This window comes from Alkalicoccus chagannorensis DSM 18086, from assembly GCF_000429725.1.
GTDB classification, from domain to species: Bacteria; Bacillota; Bacilli; order Bacillales; family Salisediminibacteriaceae; genus Alkalicoccus; species Alkalicoccus chagannorensis.
The window spans coordinates 1-20,385 of sequence record NZ_AUCK01000033.1; the positions used below are offsets into that span (position 1 = coordinate 1).

Consider the following 20,385-nt stretch of genomic DNA (forward strand, 5'->3'; position numbering starts at 1 on the left):
ACGAAACTGGGTATTCCCGAAGGGAAAGCCTGGGAATGGGCAAACACCCGAAAGGGGTACTGGCGTATCGCAAAATCCTTTATTCTTCACCGCTCTATCACAAAAGAAGCCCTTTCCAAGAAAGGACTTCTCAACATAGAGGGGTTCTATAAGAAAATGCAGGAAACCCACTCAACTTATTGAACCGCCGTGTACGGATCCGTACGCACGGTGGTGTGAGAGGACGGAGGGGCGAACCCTCCTCCTACTCGATTGTCAATCGATATAACGCATCCGTCTCATGGCGGTGATTTTCTCTGTGAATACCGCGATGAGTGACGATCCTGCCTGCTTTTTCTTCGTCATCATGGAATGATCAAGGCTGTATGGTCTCCACAGCTGGTTGTGGGGTACAGCGGGTCTGCGCGGAATATTCTCGGTCGTTTTTCGTGCCCAGCTCAGCGGAAGTTTTCCTGCAGCTGGCGAGGCTCTCATGGACCAATCACCCTTGCAGATAAAGAAGGCCCTCACCCAAAAGGGGAGAGGGCCTCTTTTATCATGATAAGAATGGATGCATTTTCATCTAAGAAGACGGCGTCGTGCGCATTGCTTGAAGGCGGGAAAAAAGAAGACGCCTTTCTTCACTTAAGAAGCCTGCAGCCCTCACTCTTACGCCCGAATGGGGGCTGCGCGCTTGCTTTCTTTTGGTTATGTCCATCCACGTTTCCTGTCCATGAGACAGAAAGATATGCTGGTGGATGATCAACCTGTACCGCCCAGAGGGAGTCTCCGCCCATCAGGCAGTCTCCTGACTGGAGGAAGGAAGTCCAACACGCTTTCCGCGGAACTGTCGTGTGAAAATAAACAGAGCCGTGATGGCGGTCAGGCTGATGAAGAGGAATAAATTAGAATAGAGAAATACTGCTTCTGAGCGGGCCAGGGGATTCAGCTGCAGGTCTGTTCGCTCCAGATCCAGAAAAGCGCCGAATACCGCACTGGAAACTGCGCCGGACATGAAGTTCATCAAGTTGAACATCCCCATGCCGACGCCGTTTTTCCCACTCGGGATGATGTCTGATAAAAGGTTGGCAGTGGAACTTTGGATCAACGGAAAAGCCATATACTGGATCATGATGCAGAATGCGACGAATACCGGCGGAAGGCCCGTAAATGTCGAGATGAGAAAGCTGCCTGAAACAGCCAGAATGAAGGCGCTTCGGAGCACGGGGTAGCTGCCGTGCTTTTCAACGAGCCGCCCCCCTTTCTGCCCAAGCAGAGCGGCCCCCATCGCCCCGGGGAAGAGGAGCAGTCCAATCTGCATCGTATCCAGATCGTATAAGGCGCGGGCCATAATCGGTACGATGAAAATCATGCCGAACATGACGCTCGTTCCGAGAAAACTGGTCAGCACAGCAGTTGTGTAGTCCCGGTCCTTCAGCATCGAAGGATCAATGAATGGAGCTGGGTGACGTCGAATATGAAGCACAAAGAAACAGCCGGCAGCGACAGCAGCTGCCAACCCGGCAAAGCTGAACATCGTAATAAAAAAGAGCATTCCAGAGACGCCGGCAGCGATCAGCAGCGCCCCGACGATATCAATGGTCCCCGGCCTTGTTTCTTCATCAGGCAGCCAGGCCCTCAGAAAGGGAATCGCTGCTAAGGAAATGACCGAAACGATAAAAAGCAGCCGCCAGTCAAACGCGCCACCGAGCAGACCGCCGACAATCGGACCGACCCCCGAGGCAAAAGCGACGACAGCAGAAACAGTTCCGAAAACCCGTCCACGCTCTTTCGGCATGAAGCGGGCTGGAATGATAAAAGCGAGCGCAGGGATCGTCGCACCACCCGCTGCCTGAATAAACCTTGCTGCGAGCAGCATCGGATAGTTCTGAGCGAAAAGACCGATGGCCGCACCGGAGGCGAAAAGAATGATACCAATAGTCAGGAGTCGTTTAATTGGATACATGTCTGCGAGTTTGCCGTACATGAGGGCACCGACGGCGAAGATCAGGATGTATCCGGTCATCACCCACGTCACCTGGGATGGGATAAGGTCAAAATCTTCAGCGATGTCCGGAATAGCAACATTGAACATCGTGCCGTTCATGACGGTGAAAGTAAGTATAAGAGAGAGAACAAAGACGAGCTTTTTTTTCTGGCCCTTCGTTAATTCTGGTGTCTGTTGTTCATCCATTTGTTTCCTCCCAAAGTGTGATGTCCGGTCAGCGGGATATGATCAGACGAAAAGTGTGTGAAACAAAAACAAACAGGGTATAGAAGCTGTACAAATATTGTACATTTCGGGAATGGAAAGATGTAGGGCTTGCATTATTGTACGATGGCCCGCCTGAAGTGTCAAAATAACAAATTGTATGGAGGAATCATTGTGGCATATCATGTAGCAGCCGTGAGAGGCAGTCTTCGGAAAGAGTCATTGAATAAACGGGTATTGGAACATATCAAGACGATGTCGACCGAGGAGATACAGATCGAAGAAGCATCCATCGATGCCCTTCCTCTATTTAATGCCGATCTGGAAGAGGGGGGAGATCCGCACGACGTGGCAAGCTTCAAACAGCAGCTCGCAGCTGCGGATGGCATTCTGATTGTGACGCCGGAATATTCGCACGGAATACCAGGCGTGTTAAAAAATGCGCTGGATTGGGCAGGAAGCATGAGTAATCAGAACGTGCTCAGCAAAAAACCGGTCATGCTGACGGGCGCTTCGCCGAGCGGGCTCGGTACGGCGTTCTCCCAGGGACAGCTGCGGCAGGTTTTGGATGCATGCGGAGCTTATCCGATGCCCCAGCCGGAAATTTTCATCGGCGCAGCACATCAGAAACTGGGAGAGAATGGACTTCAGGATGAAGATACGATAAAATTACTCGAAGATGGACTGCAGGCGTTCCACGACTGGATCGATCGGCTCTCCTGATCAACAAGCATAAAGCAGATAAAGACGAGGGCCGGCGGAAGCCGTGATTATAGACATTTCTGCAGTCGACATTGTACTGTAGATGCTCTAACGAAGCCCGTCAGAAGAGCTTCTTCTGACGGGCTTCGTCTCTGCTGGGATGGTTTGTGCAGAGCAGGCAGGACATCGATGGTGAAAAGAGGTTGATGAGTGATGGAATTAAAGGACTGGGGGTACGGGAGAAAATACAACATTAAAGCAGTCTTCTCTAAGTTTCCTCACTCCACGGTGATTTTTCGATCCTTTCCGGACTACTATTTTATCTATACCGTGCGCTGGTCTGAACAGGATCCTGTTGTCAGCAGGGAGGATTTGATTCAGATGGAGAAAATCATGAACGAGCGGCTCGGTCTGCTGGAAAACTATGAGAAGCGGGTGGAGCGGCGCGGCAGGTGGAAGCGGCAGTAAGCGCGCGTTACGACATGAAGAATGTTCCGAAAAGCCATGCACCGCCGAAACTGAGGATGAATGCTCCGGCTCCGGCAGAGATGACCACTATTGTTTTACGGCGGTCGCTGAGCGCCGCGAACTTTTGTAACATGCATCGTCCCTCCTCTATAAGCATTGGTATCATGAGGGAGATGCTTTGTAAAGCTTTGTGAGCAGAATTTTTGAACATACACAGGAACTCGTATAACATGACCTTATTGTCTCCATGTGTAAAATAAAGGAGAATGATGATGGACAACAGAGAAGAAAAAATCATTCAATCGTTTCAGCAAGATGAACAAATGATGGCGATGGTGTTCGTCCAGTACTGCATAAATCAGGCGTTAGACCCTGTGGAAATATACAGGCGCGCCTACGGCAGTACCGACAGTACAGTGCTCCACCGGGCACTGGAGCTGGCTGTCTCTAAAGAGGAGGCAGGGCCGATCGAAAAAGAAACGCTGTACGCAGTGCTTTCCATGTACGGCAACGAAGCTCTAGCTGAAGAAATTGAAAAAACAAACAGAAAAGAGGAGTAACAGATGAAAAAATTTCTATTACCTGCAGCTGCGGCTGTCATTCTTGCTGCGTGCGGTGCCGAGAACAACAATGAAAATGAAAACGAAAATGAGAACGGAGCCGATAACACGTCCGGAAGTGAAGCAGAAGATGGGGAGGTGTTTGAAGTAGCGGTCATCCCATCCCAGTCTATCGGTGAAATGCAGGAAGGACTCGACCGCCTTGAGGAACATCTGGCCGATAGTCTGGAGATGGACGTCGAAGTTGAACATTATCCCGGTTATAATGCGGTAGTGGAAGCGATCAACTTCGGTCATGTGGACCTCGCATACTTCGGACCGGTAACGTACTTAATTGCCCAGGAATCCAGCGGAGCGGAAGCCGTCCTGACACAGACGGTGGACGGTGATCCTTACTATCACTCCTATATATTGACCCAGCCGGACGCGCCCTGGGAGGACCTGGATGAGCTGCTGGAAGAGGTAGAAGACGTCAGCTTTGCTTACGGCAGTCAGTCCTCCACTTCCGGGTTTACGATTCCAGCCTACGAACTGTATGACCGAGGTGTTTACGAAAGCGAAAGCACGTATGAATTCGACAGTGTTCAGTTTACCGGCTCTCATGACATCACGGCGAATGCTATTGCGAGCGGGGATGTAGACGCTGGTGCCATCGACAGTGCCATCTTCCAGGCGCTGATCGAAGCAGGGGATATTGAGGAAGACGACTTCAAACTGCTTTGGGAGTCAGAGCAGCTGTATCAATATCCGTGGGCAGTGCCCGAGGGAACCAGTGAAGAGAGAATCAACGATGTGCAGGATGCGTTCACATCGATAGAAGATGACGAGATTTTATCCATCTTCGGCGGTGCTGATGCTTTCATCGAAATTTCCCCGGATGAGTATGACAATGTGATGGAGGCAGCGCGTCACTTTGATATGCTTGACCCGGAAACACTGGAAGATGATGATGACGAAGAAGAAGATAACGAAGAAAACAATAATGAGGATGACGCATAAGAAGGGTTGTTGATGATGGTCTGGTTCCAAAAGAAATTCTTTATTTATGCAGCCATCATAGCTGCCCTGCTGATCGTAAGTGCCCGTGGAGCTGATTTTTCATTCACGGCACTTATTGACCAGAGCAATACGTGGGAATTCATCCGGGATAATTTCTATCCCCTTCGGACGGATCTTCTGCCTTACCTGCTGGAGCAGTCGCTAATTACTCTGGCAGTGGCTTTTTTTGGGACCTTTACTGCCCTTCTCCTTGCACTGCCCATCAGCCTGCTGGCTGCCGAGAATACGGCTTCCGGCAGGTTCAGTTTCTACATCGTCCGATCGGTGTTGAGCCTGATCCGCTCGATACCGGAAATTGTCTTCGGCCTCATTTTCGTCGTCTCGCTGGGGCTCGGACCATTCGCCGCACTGATGGCGATCTTTCTTCACAACGTCTCCGTTTTGGGGAAGCTGATTGCTGAGCTGGTGGAGTCTTCAGATAAAGGACCGCAGGAAGCGATGAGTTCAGCCGGTGCCGGCAGAAGGACCGGTCAGATTTTTTCGATTCTTCCACAAATCTGGCCGAATGTACTCTCCCACTATTTTTACCGGCTGGAAGTAGCGATCCGTACTTCGCTCGTGCTCGGAATGATCGGCGGGGGCGGGCTCGGCCAGAGCCTTATGAATTATTACAACAGCCTCGCCTATGATTCCATGGCAACGGCCATCGTCGTCATTATGGGGCTTGTCATTATTGTCGATTTATTCGGCGGGATCGTGCGTAAACGCGTAATATAATCAATCTAAGCGGAAAACGATGGAGGAAGCACAATGCTGGAGATGAAAGAGGTAGTCGTTCAATATGAATCCGGCGCTGACCCGGCTGTTCGGGACTTGACGCTGTCCTTCGAGCAGGGAGAATTCGTCTGTGTTCTCGGTAGAAGCGGGGCGGGAAAATCGACCTTTATCCGGACGATCAACGGGCTGCAGCCGCAGACGTCCGGGCAGATCACCGTGCTCGGCTGTGAACTGAAAAAAATGTCGCAGAAAAAGCAGCGTAGCATGCGCAGGGAAATCGGAATGATTTTCCAGCACTTTCATTTAATCCCTCGATTAACGGTGGAACAGAACGTCTTTACCGGCCGGTTTGGGCATAAGCCGGCATGGAAAAACTTCCTGGGGTTATTCTCAGACGAAGAGAAATCACTGACGGATTATTACTTAAATGAAGTCGGACTTCTGGAATACAAGAACCGTCGCGTGGAGCGGTTGAGCGGCGGTCAGAAACAGCGTGTAGGCATAGCAAGAGCCATGGTGCAGCGCCCCTCCATCCTGCTCGGCGATGAACCTGTTGCAAGTCTGGATCCGACAACGGCGGACTATATTTTCCAGATACTCCGCCAGCTGCACGAAGAAAAAGAGCTGCTGACAGTCATCAACGTTCACGACATAGAACTGGCCAGAAAGTATGCCACAAGAATTATTGGCTTGAAACAAGGCCATCTCGTATTTGACGGGAGTCCCGGTCAGCTCTCCGATCATCATTTAAAGCAGATTTATGAATAAGAAATTGGATTCCGGTCTTTGGAGAGAGAGAACAGCATGATGTCTCTTTTACTCCATATCAACACCGGGCTGCAAGACGTGATATGTGCTGCCTGCTGTACTCTTACTCTACGGCCGGCAGTATTTTTTCTGTCGTTATTCGTGGGAGAAGTTTGGTTTCTCTACTAGCAGCAGCTGGTGGAAAGAGGCAGGCTGCTGCGTACGTATCCTGCAGCGTCGACGCGGGAAGAACCTCGTGCCGCGCAAAGCAGCCCACCGCTGTTCCTTTTGGTTCATGTTGTACTAGAGAGGCGATCCCGGCAGCCATGGTACAGACGAGAGAGATGACGCAGGATCTTCACGACCAATGCTTTCTTTCATATACAGGAACCACCGCAGCATGCAGCTGGGTGGCCAACCGGCTTACACAGCTGTCAAGGTGTGCAAAAAAGGTGCACGAATACACGGAAGAAGGCAGGATTTATTCTAGAAATGTCGAATTGGTTGTCAAGTAGGATCAGGCCGTTCTATTTTTCATACAAGAATCGAACCACTGTACCGTGAACCGCCGTGTGACGACCGGCGAGCAGTTCATCCTGAGAAGAATACGCGGATGGACGCGGTCAAGCCTGAAAATCTCAGCCAGGAAAGGAGGGTTTTTTTGGATCATTCCCCTCCAGCACAGAAAGAAGAAGTTTCCATATCTGACATGCAGAGCAGGGTGCTGCACGTATCCTCGCTTGCTATTATCGTCATCGGCCTTCTCCAGCTTTCCGTGCATCTCGCAAATGAGCTGTCTCTTGAGGCAGATCCGATGTCTCAGCTGGTGCTTCCGTTGTATCTGATTGTTACCGGCGTCTACTTGTTTCGACGCTATATTCCCTATGCTGTCCAGGCATGGGTGAATATTGGAGCAGTGGCTGGAACAGGAACCTTGAGTCTGCTCTATTATGGCATGGTAGGACCCGGCATTATTTTTGTTATCGCAGCCTCGTTTCTGGCGGCGGTACTCGTGTCCAGAAGGCAGGCCGGTATCTTTATGGGAGCCTGTTTTCTTATCACGGCACTCATCGGTTACTTATGGACGGCAGAACTGCTCAGCTATTCCTTTTCGCTTCAAGTGTATGCGTTCTCCATGGATACGTATATCTCACGCATCGTCAGTGTTGTTTTCTTCGGCCTGCTGATTCTCCTCAATCAGCGCATGATTGTCGATTTCTTAACGAAAGCCGTCCGTCGGCTGACGGAGACAACGGAAGTACTCGAAAATCAAGAAGAAGAACTGAAGGCGCAGAACGAAGCACTGCACGACCAGCGCCGGGAAGCTGTCCGAAGCGAGGCGAAATACCGGACGATCATTGAGAATACGGAAGACTTCATCTTTACGATGAGTGAATCCGGTCGTATCCTGTCGGCAAATAAAGCACTGCAGCAGGCTGTGAACATGAATGAAAGGCAGCTGCAGGATCAGCTCGTATCAGAAGTGCTCGTCGTGCCTGAGGTGGACGATACGTGGCAGAACGTACTGCAGGAAGTGAAAGGAGTCACGGGGAGTGCTTCGCTGCTGATTGATGTCTCTCTTCCGGACGGTGCGTACGAGACGCTGCACCTGTCTCTCCGGCGGGTGGAGGGTTCGAATGAGGAGGATCACCTGATCGTCGGACGGGCCAGCGATGTCTCTGATATATTAGTAAAAGAGCAGCAGATCTGGGATCTTGCCTACAAAGATCAGTTAACCGGGCTCTCGAACCGCCGGCATTTTGAGAAAACTGTCACCCGATTTATAGAAGAAGACAGCGACGGCACGATGCTGTTTCTGGATCTCGATGATTTCAAAAAAGTGAATGACATGATGGGGCATCACGCAGGAGATGAAGTCCTTCGGGTGATGACAGACCGTATCTCGGCTGTACTGGGCACCCATGCTTCCCTGGCAAGGCTGGGAGGAGATGAATTTGCTGTGTTCATCCGGCGGACGAGGAACACGGACGCAGTCCGGGAGATTGCCGGCAAGCTCATTGAAGAAATCCGCAGACCGGTGACTGTGGAAGACATGCCGTTCTACTTAGGTGCCAGTATCGGAATCTCGCTTTATCCGGAGCATGGAGAGGACTATGATACGTTGACCAAGCTTGCCGATACGGCGATGTACCGGGCAAAAGAAAAAGGGAAAAACCAGTACTTTTTCTATCGCGAAGGCATACAGCTATTGCAGCGGGAGACGATCCTTATGGAAGCTGCGCTGAGAGAAGCGGTACTGCATGAGGACATCACCATTTACTTTCATCCACTTGTGCAGTCTTCCGATGAAAAAATTATTGGTGCTGAAGTGCTTATGCGCTGGAACTCAGCTGAATTAGGCTCTATCCCGCCAGATACGTTCATCCCTTTGATGGAACAGACCGGTTTGATCGGTCCGTTTACAAAGCAGCTGCTTGACAGTGTATTTGAACTGCTGCAGTCATTGGAAGTGGAAGGGATGTCCAAGCTCACAGTCAATATTTCCCCGCTGCAGCTGCAGGACCCTGATTTTATTCAGCAGATCGAGCAGCAGCTGATGAAGACCGGAGTACCGGCATCGTGTCTGGAGCTGGAACTGACAGAGACCATGCTGATCGAACATGTGGAGGATGTGATCGAGCACGTGCATGCGCTTCGTCAGCTGGGCGTCCGCGTGGCTCTTGATGATTTCGGAACCGGCTTCTCATCGCTGAGTCATCTCCAGCGCATGCCAATCGATACGATTAAAATCGACAAAAGCTTTATCGCTGACATTCTCCACGGGCCGCACCAGCTTCATTTCATTCAGTCCCTGATCTTTATGTCCCACCATCTTTCCGCAAGTGTGACTGCCGAGGGTGTTGAGAATGAAGAGCAGGCCGCCATTTTGAGACAATCCGGTTGTGATATACTTCAAGGATACTGGATGTATCCGCCTATGTCAGAGCAAGCATTTCTGTCCATGTATCAGAAAGAACTAAAGGAGGATTAATATGTTCTGCAGAAGAGCTGTACCAGAAGATGCGAAGGAAATTCAGGATATTGCTGTGCAGTCCTGGCACGATACGTATGAAGACCTGATTCCAAGAGATGTACAGCAGGCCTATCTGGATAAAGTTTATCATGAAGAGAAAATCATCGAGCGGATGAAAGAGTCCAATTTATTCATCTGCGAAAAAGCCGGCAGAACGATCGGTTTTGCGGCCTTCTTTTACGAAACGCCTACCTCTGCCGAAGTAAGTGCTATTTATGTTCTCCCCGGAGCTCAGCGGGAAGGAGTCGGCTCCGCGCTCATGGAGCACCTGTGGAGTCACATGCAGAATGTGCGTGATGTTTACGTGGATGTGGAAGCCGGCAACGAGAAAGCTGAAACGTTTTATACTGCAAGGGGATTTAAAAAAGAAGCAGAATTTCAAGAAGACATAGAAGGATACCGGCTGCCGACAATCCGTCTGCGTCTGCGCATGCAGTAACTGCGCAGGAGGGCGGGGGATGAGTTTATTCAAAGGAATGGCCCCTATTAAGAAAGAAGATCCTCTTGCAGCGGCTCGCTGCATCTCTGTCCGCAGCCGGTGGTGATCTTGTGGACCGATCCGCCTTCTTGAACCTGAAGAGGCCCTCACCGTTTTTGGTGAGGGCCTCTTTATGCCTTGCGAGAAGTAAGTAGAAAGTTAACCGAAGGAGACAGCGGCTCCGCGCGCTGTAAGGGAAGAACGAAGACTCCGTTCTTCCCTTACAAACCTGAAGCGCATCCTGTTCCGACCAAAAGGCGCCCTGCGCTATTGGTCTGCAGCTGGACTACAGGTACTTTTTTCATCGATCGATGTAGGAGCCTTCCTTCTAGCAGTGCAGCTGCCGCGTCCTGTGCGCGGAGAACCCGCGGCTGAAGGGTTAAGTGCTTCTGCTCTTGAAACTTCACCCCTGTTCTCTGCTGCGGCGGGAATAAATGATGAGCGCTGTCCAGATACAGAGGAAAGCGGCGCCATCAATCCAGCTGAACGGTTCGCCGTAGACGAGGGTGCCGAGAACAAGCATCATCGTAGGCGCGATGAATTGAAGAAACCCAAGCACGGAGAGAGGGATTTTTTGGGCTGCGGAACCGAACAGCAGAAGTGGCACGGCAGTAGCAGCTCCGGTCCCGGCTAAGAGCATCATCGTCATCGGACTGCTTTCCATAAACGAAGTGCCGCCTCCGTAGACAGTAAAGTATAAAAGAGCAGGGGGAAGCAGGAGCATGGTTTCAATGGTGAGGCCTGTTAAAGACGCAATCTTGGTCTGTTTCTTCACAAGTCCGTAAAAGCCGAAGCTGAGCGCCAGCGCCAGAGCAATATAAGGAAAGACGCCAGAGGCTGCCGTCATGAGCAGCACGCCGAATGCGGCGAGGGCGACAGCGCTTTTCTGGCGCACACTCAACGACTCTTTAAACACGAGAACGCCAAGGACAACATTGATCAATGGGTTGATGTAATACCCGAGGCTCACTTCGACAATCCGTTCAGCAGAGACGGCCCAGATAAACAGGAGCCAGTTACAGCTGATCAGGCCGGCCGAAAGAAAAATACCCGCGATGATTTTCGGATGCTCTCTCAAATACCGTAGATCTTCTCGAAAAGCGTCCATCTTTCTCCAGGCTGCAAGTAAGAGCAGCATAAACAGACAGGACCAGACAATCCGATGGGCAAGAATATCCACAGCAGCAATGTGATCAAGAAGCTTCCAGTAGATCGGCAGGGTGCCCCAGACCACGTAAGCACCGATGCCAAGAAAGATGCCTTGTCTATAGTAGTCGTTCTGCACGGTATCCCTCCTTTTTCTGTGAATGATGGATGGTTTGATCAGGAGGACGTTCCACATGATTTCGGGCATAGTTAAAATCCCACCAGAAAACATCTGACGGGATGGGTCATCCAGAATCCGAAAGGCTTTAGTCTAGCAGGCTTGTCGATAGGATCGTTACGTTTTTGTGAGACTGGGCAGGAAGAAAGCAGGCCGGAAATAAAAATGCAGCAGGGGGACGGATAAAGAACGAAAAGTACTGAATATCAGCATCCCCCTGCTGGATTAATCATATTATAATCCTTCTCACCGAAAAAAGCCAGCTTTCTTTTATTGACAATACCCATTGGGGTATATATACTGAACGTATACCCCAATGGGTAAGGAGGATGAACATGCAGGTGGCAGACTGGTTGACAAGAAGCCCAAAAGAATATTGGAAAGGGGACGTTTCGGCGGGTATTCTCGTCGCGGTGATGCTGGTTCCTCAAGGGATGGCCTACGCTATGCTGGCTGGGATGCCCCCGGTAACAGGATTGTATGCAGCCGTTATTCCTATGCTGATCTATGCTATGTTCGGCTCATCCAGACAGCTGGCTGTGGGACCGGTAGCCGTCGTATCCCTGCTCGTTTATACAGGTGTTTCTCCTCTGGCGGAACCCGGATCTCCGGAATTCATTTCGCTGGCACTGCTTCTGATGTTGATGTCGGGAGGTATTCAGCTGATATTTGGTCTCTTGAAGCTTGGATTTATTGTGAAGTTTTTCTCCCATGCGGTGATCAGCGGATTCATCTCGGCAGCTGCATTGATCATCGCCTTTAGTCAACTCGAACATGCCCTTGGTATTTCGCTTCAGGCAGACAGCATTCCCATGATGCTTGCAGAGCTTCCATCGCATACAGGAAATGTCCATCTGATCACGCTGATGATCAGTGCAGGTGCGGTATTCGTCCTCCTTTACGGAAAAAAATGGATGAAATCGGTTCCGCCTGCGATCGTGGTGGTCGCCGCAAGCATTCTCCTTACAAGCCTGCTGTCATTGCAGCAGCAGGGCGTGCATATCGTCGGAGAGGTACCGGGTGGTCTTCCGCCGCTGACCCTTCCGGCAGTTGATTTTCAGGCAGTACAGCTGCTTCTGCCGGCTGCCCTGACAATATCGTTGATTGGATTTATTGAATCCTATGCGATGGCGAAAGTCATGGCGGAAAAAGACGGTATTCAGATCAGTGCAGATCGGGAACTCCGCAGTCTTGGACTCGCCAATGCAGGAGGATCGTTTTTCGGAGGTTTTCCAGTTACAGGGGGATTCTCAAGGTCGGCAGTGAATTACGATGCCGGCGCAACATCCCAGTTCTCCTCGGTGATTGCTGCACTGCTGCTGCTGTTGACGCTGCTGTTTTTCACCGATCTGTTTTACTTCCTTCCGCAGGCTGTTCTGGCTGCTGTCATTATTGCGGCTGTGATCAAGCTCGTAAACGTGAAAGAGGGCGTTCATTATTTCCGCGTTAACCGAACGGACGGGGCAGTCTGGCTGGTGACTTTTGCAGCAACGATCATCCTGGGGGTGGAAACGGGTATTCTTACCGGGATTCTCTTCTCTCTGGCAGCGCTGATCTGGCAGAGTGCCTACCCTCATATGGCGGAACTCGGCTATGTTAAAGAAAAAGACGTGCTGCGTAATGTGAAGCGTTACCCAGATGCTGTTACGACGGAGAAAAACATCATTCTTCGTATCGATGCCCCGTTTTACTTTGCCAACGCTGCCTTTGTAACAGAAAGACTGGAAAATGTGATTCGGGAACGAGAAAAGACAGAACGCATCATTCTTGATTGTTCGGGGGTCAACATGATGGATGCTGTCGCAGCAGAGGAAGCATTCAAGTGGAAGGCAATGGCAGATAGAGCAGGCAAAGAACTTTTGTTTGCAGAACTCCGTGGTCCAGTCAGAGATACGCTGCAGCGTGCCGGGTGGCCGGAGGAAGATCTGTACCTGACCTTGAAGGAAGTGGAAGCATATACATTGACGGACGCCCCTTCCATTCGTTAAGATATACCCAACCACGTACTCAGGAGGACGAATGACATGTTTAATGAAGTATATGATTACCCTTATACAGTTGACGAGACAGTGAATCGCTTAACAGAAGCTTTTCAAAACGAGTCGTTCGGCGTTCTCTGGGATTTCGATGTGAAAAATAAACTGGACGAAAAGGGTGTCGGACTTGAGAACCAATTCCGTATTCTGGAAGTCTGCGCACCGGATATTGCCAAAGACATGCTGAACATCAGCATGAAAACAGCTTATTTTCTGCCGTGTAAAGTCGTCGTCTATGAAGAAAATGGAACGACCAAAGCAGGAATGCCGCGGCCGGAAGTGCTGATGGAGCTTACAGAAGTGCCGGAAGCTGCTGAGAAAGCAAGAGACGTGGAAGAAAAAATGAACCGGGCCTTTAAAGCCGCCAAATAAAAAGAAGGAGGGGTGTATCATGGAATATACTCCACAGATGAAAAACCGCGTCAAGCGTGTGGAAGGGCAGGTACGGGCCGTCCTGCGCATGATGGAAGAAGAGAAAGACTGCCGCGAAATTGTCGGCCAGATGTCCGCCGCGCGCAACGCTATGGACCGGGCGATAGGTGTCGTTGTCAGTTCCAATCTCGAACAGTGTGTGCGTGAACAGATCGAACGCGGAGAAGACTCCGATGAGCTGATTCAGGAAGCTGTGCAGATGCTCGTGAAAACAAGATAACGAAAAGCTGAATTTATTTCAGCTTTTCCTATTGACTTCTAATACCCCTATGGGTATAATAAAGGATGTAGCAGGCGGTGCGGCCGCTAAAAAATTTTGATTTGTAATATACCCATACACGTATTAGTATAGGAGGATGGAAGATGGAAGAGAAAAAGAAAACGAATATCATTTTATTCAGCGGAGATTACGACAAGGCAATGGCTGCGTTTATCATTGCAAACGGGGCAGCTGCCTACGATCATGACGTCACGATTTTTGCTACATTCTGGGGATTGAATGCGTTCCGTAAAGAAGGCGGTGTGCACACTGATAAAGGCAGAATGGAAAAGATGTTTGAAAAGATGATGCCGCGCGGAGCAGAAAAAATGGGTCTCTCGAAAATGAATTACGCAGGCTTCGGTCAGAAAATGATCAAGAACGTCATGAAGAAACATCAGGCAATGCCGCTGCGGGACCTCATCGCCATGGCACAGGAGCAGGAGATCAACCTCGTCGCCTGCACGATGACGATGGACCTGCTTGGATTGAAGGAAGAAGAGCTGCTCGATGATATTCAACTCGGCGGCGTAGCTGCCTACCTGGCCGAAGCAGAAGACGGTCAAGTGAATCTCTTTATTTAATAAAATACCCAAGGAGGTATATTGATGACCATTTACGTGAATGAAAAACTCGATGCAAAGGGTCTGGCATGTCCAATGCCGATTGTAAAAACAAAAAAACAGATGGAAAACATGCAGCCAGGCGAAGTGATTGAAGTACAGGCGACTGACGAAGGATCTCTTGCGGACCTTCAGGCCTGGGCAGGTAAGTCGGGTCACCAGTACATTGGTACGAACAGGGAGAACGGCGTGCTCTTTCACTACCTTCGTAAATCCAGTGGGGAAGAAAATACCGAACACAGCTTCGAACCGATCGTGGATAACGAAGCTTTAAAGCAGAAGCTGCAGGAGGATATCCAGCTGGTGGATGTAAGAGAGGAAGCAGAATACGCATTTTCTCATATACCTGGAGCCGTATCAGCACCCTTGGGAGAACTCGATGCGAAGATGGAAGAGCTGGATAAGGACAAGCCGGTCTATGTCGTCTGCCGCACGGGGACACGCAGTGACCTTGCAGCACAGAAGCTGTCGGATGCTGCATTCAAAGAAGTATTCAACGTCGTTCCGGGCATGAGCAGCTGGGATGGAGAAACAGAGGGACGCTGAGCCCTCTCTGCACTCATTCGATAAAAACAGGAGGAGATTTGATGGCAGTAACAGCATGGACACCAGCAGAGACAGCAGCGAAAGTGATGAACGAGGAAAAGGTTTTTATTCTCGACGTTCGTAACGAAGATGCCTTTCAGGATTGGAAAATTGAATCAGAGCACTTTGAGTATTTAAATATTCCTTACTTTGACATGCTCGACGGAGTGGAAGATGTAGTAGAACAGCTTCCGAAAGACAAAGATATACTCGTTGTGTGTGCCAAAGTCGGTTCTTCCGAGATGGTAGCAGACATGCTGTCGGATGAAGGGCTGGACGTTGCCTATCTGGAAGGTGGGATGAAAGCCTGGAGCGAGCACCTGGAACCAGTAAAAGTAGGCGATATTCCGGGAGGCGCGCTTTATCAATTCCTCCGCCTCGGCAAAGGCTGCCTGTCGTATATGGCGGTTTCCAATGGGGAAGCCGTTGTCATTGATGCGGTTCGTATGACCGACACCTTCGAAGCGTTCGCTCAGAAGCAGGGAGCCGTCATCAAACACGTACTGGATACGCACCTTCACGCGGATCATATTTCCGGCGGAAGAATGCTGGCTGAAAACACCGGTGCTTCGTACTGGCTGCCCCCAAAAGATGCAGGTGAAGTAACCTTCCGCTATGAACCATTAGAAGATGAGCAGACCATCGCCTTTGGTGAAACGGAAGTTGCCGTGCATGCGGTATATTCACCAGGGCACACGATTGGCTCGACCTCTTTCATCATGAATCAGCAGTATCTATTCAGCGGAGACATTCTGTTCGTGGATTCTATCGGCCGCCCCGACCTGGCAGGGAAAGCAGAAGACTGGGTCGCCGATCTTCGGAACACGCTCTATCAAACGTATGCTTCGCTTTCTAAAGACCTGATTGTGCTTCCGGCCCATTTCATGAACATGTCGGAAATTGGAGACGATCATACGGTGAAAGCAGAGCTGGGTGAACTGTTCAAAAAAAACCACGGACTGAACATGGAAGACGAGGAAGCATTCCGCAGAACCGTCACGGAGAACCTGCCGCCGCAGCCGAATTCCCATGAGGAAATTCGTCAGACGAATATGGGAAAGATCACCCCGGAAGAAGAGAAGCAGCGTGAAATGGAAATCGGCCCGAACCGCTGTGCCGTTCAGCAGTAATAAAAATAACGTTGAGGAGAGATAAACATGGAAGCAGCTCAAATGATAGACGCAAAAGGAATGGCATGCCCGATGCCGATTGTAAAGACGAAAAAAGCGATGGATAAACTCGATTCAGGTGACGTGCTCGAACTGCGGGCAACAGATCAAGGGGCCAAAGCAGACGTGGCGGCATGGAGCAAATCCACAGGCCACGAACTTTTGGAACAAAAAGAAGAAGGCGGCGTGCTTACTTTCTGGATTAAGAAAAAATAAAGGATGAACCCTTAAGTCGAACCGGGAGTGTCTGCCGGTTCGGCTTTTCTCTTTTGGTGATAAGAATGAATTCATTATGGTTCAAAATAAATGAAATGTTGGGGAAGAGGTGCGTGTCCGTGACATCTTTTCATTTGTTTCAGGTGGACGCCTGCTTGGTCCCTCTGGCATCAACGCCCTTCCCTCCTGAAAAGGATTCGTTTTTGTTTTTTCAAAGAGAAGGCTACGTGCCTTTTGAAAAGCGTCTGAGTATGCCTAAGCCGATTCCCCCACCAGGATGTGAATGAGAACGTTCATTTTTCTCAAAAAAGACTGCGGAGCGCGCTGGGAAGAAAGAAAATCTCTTTCTTCCTGTCAAAAGATTTACGCGGCACCGCTCGCCGCTCCGACCAAAAGGCGTTCCGCAATGTTGTTCGGGAGAGAACCTGGGAAGTATTCTCCTGCAAACGGTGTGCACCTTCAGCCCATCCCCGGCTCCGGTGCGGGCGTGACAACAGGCGGCATGTTGAATAGAAAAAGATGTTTCCTCCTTCCATCTGCTCCCTCTTTACTAATTCTTTCGTAACAAAAAAGTTTTTCGATTCACCAATCAGGGAATGTGTGGTACAAAGACTTGAGTAGAAAGGAGTGGCAGTCTGATGTCTTCTTTAATGATGATGACCCACCGGACGATGCAACCGGAAATGGAACAAGAGCCGCTGTTCTGGGGATTGAGCGAGAAAGGTCGGTGTGAAGCCGAAGAAATAAGGGAGGAGCTTCCTTCTTTTTCTTTTGTCTACAGTGGAGCGTATCGGAGTGCGGTAGAAACTGCCTACATTGTAGCGGCTGGCGCCGGGGTGAAGTGGGGCGGACTCCGCGAAACGTTAAAAGATCCTGAACTGCCTGTCAGTAAACCGGAAGAGGCATCGAAGTTTTTTAACTACCCTGCCTCGGTGGAAGCAGGAAGGCTACCTGCTGATATGTGGCTGGAAGAAGCACAAAGCATCGTGGCAGATAAAATCGGCAGCGAGATTCGGGACAACCTGCTGCTCGTAGCCTCTCCGCAGCTTCTTGCTTTTATCGCGCACGTGTATACCGGGAAGGACCCGGAAGAACTATACGAGCAGCTCTACCACGGCAGAATCCTTATCTGCAGAGAAGAAAGCATTTCTGTCCGCCATACGGATATAGCAGCAGAACACCGGGATGCAGCAAGGTGCAGAGAATGAACCTCCTTCTTGTTGGCGATACGCACCTGCCTAAAAAAAGGCGTTTTTTTGACGATGAGGTACAACAGGAGATTCTGGCAGCAGATCATGTGATACATACGGGTGATTTTACGTCTCTGGAAGCATACCAGTGGTTTGAATCCCACACGTCCCTGTCCGCGGTTTACGGAAATGCGGATGAAGAGGAAGTGAAAAAACGTTTAAGGCCTTCACTGGAGATGCAGGCCGGCGCGTGGAAACTGGCTGTCATGCACGGACATGAAGGGAAGGGGAAAGGTGCGGAAGAACATGTCAGACGGGCCTGCAAGGAAACAGATGCAGATATCGTGATTTTCGGCCATTCCCATATACCGTACTGCAGATGGCATGGCAGCACCTTGTTCATCAACCCCGGTTCCTTGACCGACAGCAGAAAAGTACCGATGCGCTCCTGTGTGCACCTGGATTTGTCCGTACAGGCACCGGTCGTCGCTTTTCGGTATTTCTCTGGACGTTTCTGATTCCTGCATGATATGATTGTGTGCGGAATAAATAGGGATAGAGGTTCTAGCTCAACCCTCTATAAAAAACTAGGTCCCGCACATATGAACCCGTGTGCAGACTTTGCTGTGAGCTGATATTCAGCCGCAGCCTATTTTTTTGGACCTGAGGAAAAGGAGATACACCATGTCTGAAAAAGCAGTAGTCGTTTTCAGCGGTGGACAGGACAGCACGACTTGCCTGTTCTGGGCGCTGGAACGTTTTGATGAAGTACACCTCGTGACATTCGATTATCAGCAGCGGCACAGCCAGGAGCTGGAGACAGCAGCGGCGATCGCCGACGAGCTTGGGCTGCATCATAAAGTGATGGACATGTCGCTGTTGAACCAGCTTGCACCGAATGCGCTCACACGGGAAGATATCGATATTGAAACCGGAGAAGATGGTCTTCCGTCCACCTTTGTTCCCGGGAGAAATCATTTGTTCATGTCCTTTGCAGCCGTTTACGCCTATCAGCTCGGAGCTCGCCATATTATTACAGGCGTGTGTGAGACAGATTTCAGCGGATACCCCGACTGCAGGGATATGTTTATCAAGTCGCTGAATGTGACCCTCAATCTCGGCATGAATGCTGATTTCATTCTTCATACGCCTCTGATGTGGCTGGATAAAGCCGAAACCTGGGAATTGGCGGATGAGCTGGACGCGCTGGACTTTGTCCGGACGAAAACACTCACCTGCTATAACGGAATACCCGGCGACGGGTGCGGCAGCTGTCCAGCATGCGAACTGCGCAGTGCAGGGCTGCAGAAGTATTTGAAGCAGAAGGAGGCCCGATGATGTTTGGTTTCCGTATTGTAGAGAACCTGCAGAAGCTTGGTAAAGATATTCAGCGGTCTCAGCTGAAATACCACCATAAACGGGTGATGGTTTCGAAAGAATTTACGTTCGATGCTGCGCACCATCTGCACGATTATGAGGGGAAGTGCAAAAATCTCCACGGCCATACGTATACAGTAGTATTCGGTATCAGCGGGTATGTAGATGACCGTGGAATCATGATGGACTTCGGCGACATCAAAGACATCTGGAAAGAAGACATTGAGCCATACCTGGATCACCGCTATCTCAATGAAATGCTGCCGCCAATGAACACGACGGCGGAAAACATGGTGGTCTGGATCTATGAAAAAATGGAGGAGTCGCTTCACCAGCAGCAGGCTTCCTCGTCCCAGCATTTCCGTACCGAGTTTGTCCGCCTCTTCGAAACCCCGACCAGCTATGCTGAAGTAAGAAGGGAGTGGATGGAACATGGCAGCAGGTAAGATCCCCGTACTTGAAATCTTTGGGCCGACCTTTCAAGGGGAAGGCATGGTTATCGGTCAAAAAACAATGTTCGTCCGTACGGCAGGGTGCGATTATTCCTGCTCCTGGTGCGATTCAGCGTTTACGTGGGATGGCAGCGCTGCCTCTGACATCCGGATGATGACTGCGGAGGAAGTACTGGAAAAACTTCGTCTGAAAGCAGGAACGAACTTTTCTCATGTGACGATCTCAGGAGGAAACCCGGCTCTGTTGGAAGCCATTGGTCCGCTCGTGGATCTTCTGCATGAACATCACATCGATGCTGCGCTGGAAACCCAGGGGAGCCGCTGGCAGGACTGGTTTTATCAGATTGATGATCTGACCATTTCTCCGAAGCCGCCGAGTTCGAACATGACACCGGACATGGAACGGCTGGACACGATAGTGGAGAAACTGATCGAGGCAGGACGGGCTCCTAATACGAGCGTAAAAGTGGTTGTTTTTGATGAGGCTGACTTTCAGTTTGCCAAAAAGATTCACCACCGCTATCCGTCTCTTGCTTTTTATCTGCAGACGGGCAATGACGTACTGGATGAAAAAGCACCAGTGGAAAACTTGTCTTCCCATCTGCTTCATCAATACGAGAAACTCGTGGATCGAACGATGGAGGATGAAGCGATGAACCGTGTCCGCGTGCTGCCGCAGCTGCATACGCTTGTCTGGGGAAACCAGCGGGGCGTCTGAATACACAGGATCAGGCTTGGATACGGTGGACAGCATTTGGTATACTAA

Annotated in this window: 24 protein-coding genes and 1 pseudogene; 21 read left to right on the forward strand and 4 right to left on the reverse strand. The window is 50.3% G+C overall.

What is annotated here, in order from left to right:
- Positions 1-183, forward strand: a pseudogene (locus G477_RS21485) (group II intron reverse transcriptase/maturase); the annotation flags it as partial.
- 72 nt (positions 184-255) lie between these two features.
- Here the strand turns inward: G477_RS21485 and G477_RS0113790 are convergent.
- Positions 256-474, reverse strand: coding sequence for a hypothetical protein (locus tag G477_RS0113790; RefSeq protein WP_026698442.1), 219 nt, complete (start codon positions 472-474; stop codon positions 256-258).
- A gap of 301 nt (positions 475-775) precedes the next feature.
- Positions 776-2,173, reverse strand: coding sequence for an MFS transporter (locus G477_RS0113800; protein WP_026698443.1), 1,398 nt, complete (start codon positions 2,171-2,173; stop codon positions 776-778).
- A gap of 192 nt (positions 2,174-2,365) precedes the next feature.
- Here G477_RS0113800 and G477_RS0113805 point away from each other — a divergent pair, with 192 nt between their 5' ends.
- Positions 2,366-2,914: an NADPH-dependent FMN reductase gene (locus G477_RS0113805; RefSeq protein WP_035212071.1), complete on the forward strand. Its 549-nt coding sequence runs from the start codon at positions 2,366-2,368 to the stop codon at positions 2,912-2,914.
- A gap of 189 nt (positions 2,915-3,103) precedes the next feature.
- Positions 3,104-3,361 carry a hypothetical protein gene (locus G477_RS0113810; protein WP_415783295.1) on the forward strand — a complete coding sequence of 86 codons (258 nt, stop codon included), beginning with the start codon at positions 3,104-3,106 and terminating at the stop codon, positions 3,359-3,361.
- A 7-nt stretch (positions 3,362-3,368) separates the two neighbouring features.
- On the opposite strand, the gene G477_RS21625 is transcribed toward G477_RS0113810, so the two are convergent.
- Positions 3,369-3,494: a hypothetical protein gene (locus G477_RS21625; protein ID WP_281171160.1), complete on the reverse strand. Its 126-nt coding sequence runs from the start codon at positions 3,492-3,494 to the stop codon at positions 3,369-3,371.
- A 139-nt stretch (positions 3,495-3,633) separates the two neighbouring features.
- Here G477_RS21625 and G477_RS0113820 point away from each other — a divergent pair, with 139 nt between their 5' ends.
- The 6 genes from G477_RS0113820 (at position 3,634) to G477_RS0113845 (ending at position 9,917) form a co-directional block, all read left to right on the forward strand.
- Positions 3,634-3,921, forward strand: a complete 288-nt coding sequence (locus G477_RS0113820) for a hypothetical protein (protein WP_026698446.1) — start codon at positions 3,634-3,636, stop codon at positions 3,919-3,921.
- Between the two features lie 3 nt (positions 3,922-3,924).
- Positions 3,925-4,920: a phosphate/phosphite/phosphonate ABC transporter substrate-binding protein gene (gene phnD, locus G477_RS19690; RefSeq protein WP_051288036.1), complete on the forward strand. Its 996-nt coding sequence runs from the start codon at positions 3,925-3,927 to the stop codon at positions 4,918-4,920.
- Between the two features lie 12 nt (positions 4,921-4,932).
- The gene (gene phnE, locus G477_RS0113830; protein WP_245575540.1) at positions 4,933-5,697 is read left to right on the forward strand and encodes a phosphonate ABC transporter, permease protein PhnE; all 765 of its coding nucleotides are present in this window, start codon (positions 4,933-4,935) and stop codon (positions 5,695-5,697) included.
- Positions 5,698-5,730: 33 nt separating this feature from the next.
- Complete coding sequence (gene phnC / locus G477_RS0113835) at positions 5,731-6,465, forward strand: phosphonate ABC transporter ATP-binding protein (protein ID WP_026698448.1); 735 nt, start codon at positions 5,731-5,733, stop codon at positions 6,463-6,465.
- A 640-nt stretch (positions 6,466-7,105) separates the two neighbouring features.
- The gene (locus tag G477_RS19695; RefSeq protein WP_170203886.1) at positions 7,106-9,436 is read left to right on the forward strand and encodes an EAL domain-containing protein; all 2,331 of its coding nucleotides are present in this window, start codon (positions 7,106-7,108) and stop codon (positions 9,434-9,436) included.
- Position 9,437: 1 nt separating this feature from the next.
- Complete coding sequence (locus tag G477_RS0113845) at positions 9,438-9,917, forward strand: GNAT family N-acetyltransferase (protein ID WP_035212075.1); 480 nt, start codon at positions 9,438-9,440, stop codon at positions 9,915-9,917.
- Between the two features lie 442 nt (positions 9,918-10,359).
- On the opposite strand, the gene rarD is transcribed toward G477_RS0113845, so the two are convergent.
- Positions 10,360-11,241: an EamA family transporter RarD gene (gene rarD / locus G477_RS19700; RefSeq protein ID WP_035212085.1), complete on the reverse strand. Its 882-nt coding sequence runs from the start codon at positions 11,239-11,241 to the stop codon at positions 10,360-10,362.
- Between the two features lie 374 nt (positions 11,242-11,615).
- Between rarD and G477_RS19705 the strand changes: the two genes are divergently transcribed.
- The 12 genes from G477_RS19705 to queE all read left to right on the forward strand — a co-directional run bounded on the left by G477_RS19705 (position 11,616) and on the right by queE (position 20,337).
- Positions 11,616-13,268 (forward strand): SulP family inorganic anion transporter, encoded by a 1,653-nt coding sequence (locus G477_RS19705; RefSeq protein ID WP_245575541.1) that lies wholly within the window; start codon positions 11,616-11,618, stop codon positions 13,266-13,268.
- Positions 13,269-13,304: 36 nt separating this feature from the next.
- The gene (locus G477_RS0113865) at positions 13,305-13,688 is read left to right on the forward strand and encodes a DUF302 domain-containing protein (RefSeq protein WP_026698450.1); all 384 of its coding nucleotides are present in this window, start codon (positions 13,305-13,307) and stop codon (positions 13,686-13,688) included.
- A gap of 19 nt (positions 13,689-13,707) precedes the next feature.
- Entirely contained in the window at positions 13,708-13,968 is a 261-nt protein-coding gene (locus tag G477_RS0113870) for a metal-sensitive transcriptional regulator (RefSeq protein ID WP_026698451.1), read from the forward strand.
- Between the two features lie 143 nt (positions 13,969-14,111).
- Positions 14,112-14,591 (forward strand): DsrE/DsrF/DrsH-like family protein, encoded by a 480-nt coding sequence (locus G477_RS0113875; protein ID WP_026698452.1) that lies wholly within the window; start codon positions 14,112-14,114, stop codon positions 14,589-14,591.
- Between the two features lie 24 nt (positions 14,592-14,615).
- Complete coding sequence (locus tag G477_RS0113880; RefSeq protein ID WP_035212077.1) at positions 14,616-15,176, forward strand: sulfurtransferase TusA family protein; 561 nt, start codon at positions 14,616-14,618, stop codon at positions 15,174-15,176.
- Between the two features lie 41 nt (positions 15,177-15,217).
- Positions 15,218-16,345 carry an MBL fold metallo-hydrolase gene (locus G477_RS0113885; RefSeq protein ID WP_026698454.1) on the forward strand — a complete coding sequence of 376 codons (1,128 nt, stop codon included), beginning with the start codon at positions 15,218-15,220 and terminating at the stop codon, positions 16,343-16,345.
- Positions 16,346-16,372: 27 nt separating this feature from the next.
- Entirely contained in the window at positions 16,373-16,600 is a 228-nt protein-coding gene (locus tag G477_RS0113890) for a sulfurtransferase TusA family protein (protein WP_026698455.1), read from the forward strand.
- 638 nt (positions 16,601-17,238) lie between these two features.
- Entirely contained in the window at positions 17,239-17,808 is a 570-nt protein-coding gene (locus tag G477_RS0113895) for a histidine phosphatase family protein (RefSeq protein WP_026698456.1), read from the forward strand.
- A complete protein-coding gene (locus G477_RS0113900; RefSeq protein ID WP_026698457.1) occupies positions 17,805-18,308 on the forward strand; it encodes a metallophosphoesterase family protein in 504 nt (167 codons plus the stop codon). Before G477_RS0113895 ends, G477_RS0113900 begins: the two co-directional genes overlap by 4 nt.
- Positions 18,309-18,474: 166 nt before the next feature.
- Positions 18,475-19,128 carry a 7-cyano-7-deazaguanine synthase QueC gene (queC, locus tag G477_RS0113905; RefSeq protein WP_035212079.1) on the forward strand — a complete coding sequence of 218 codons (654 nt, stop codon included), beginning with the start codon at positions 18,475-18,477 and terminating at the stop codon, positions 19,126-19,128.
- Positions 19,128-19,613 carry a 6-carboxytetrahydropterin synthase QueD gene (gene queD / locus G477_RS0113910; protein WP_026698459.1) on the forward strand — a complete coding sequence of 162 codons (486 nt, stop codon included), beginning with the start codon at positions 19,128-19,130 and terminating at the stop codon, positions 19,611-19,613. Before queC ends, queD begins: the two co-directional genes overlap by 1 nt.
- Positions 19,600-20,337 carry a 7-carboxy-7-deazaguanine synthase QueE gene (gene queE / locus G477_RS0113915; RefSeq protein WP_026698460.1) on the forward strand — a complete coding sequence of 246 codons (738 nt, stop codon included), beginning with the start codon at positions 19,600-19,602 and terminating at the stop codon, positions 20,335-20,337. The genes queD and queE overlap by 14 nt, the downstream gene beginning before the upstream one ends.
- Positions 20,338-20,385 lie beyond the last annotated feature (48 nt).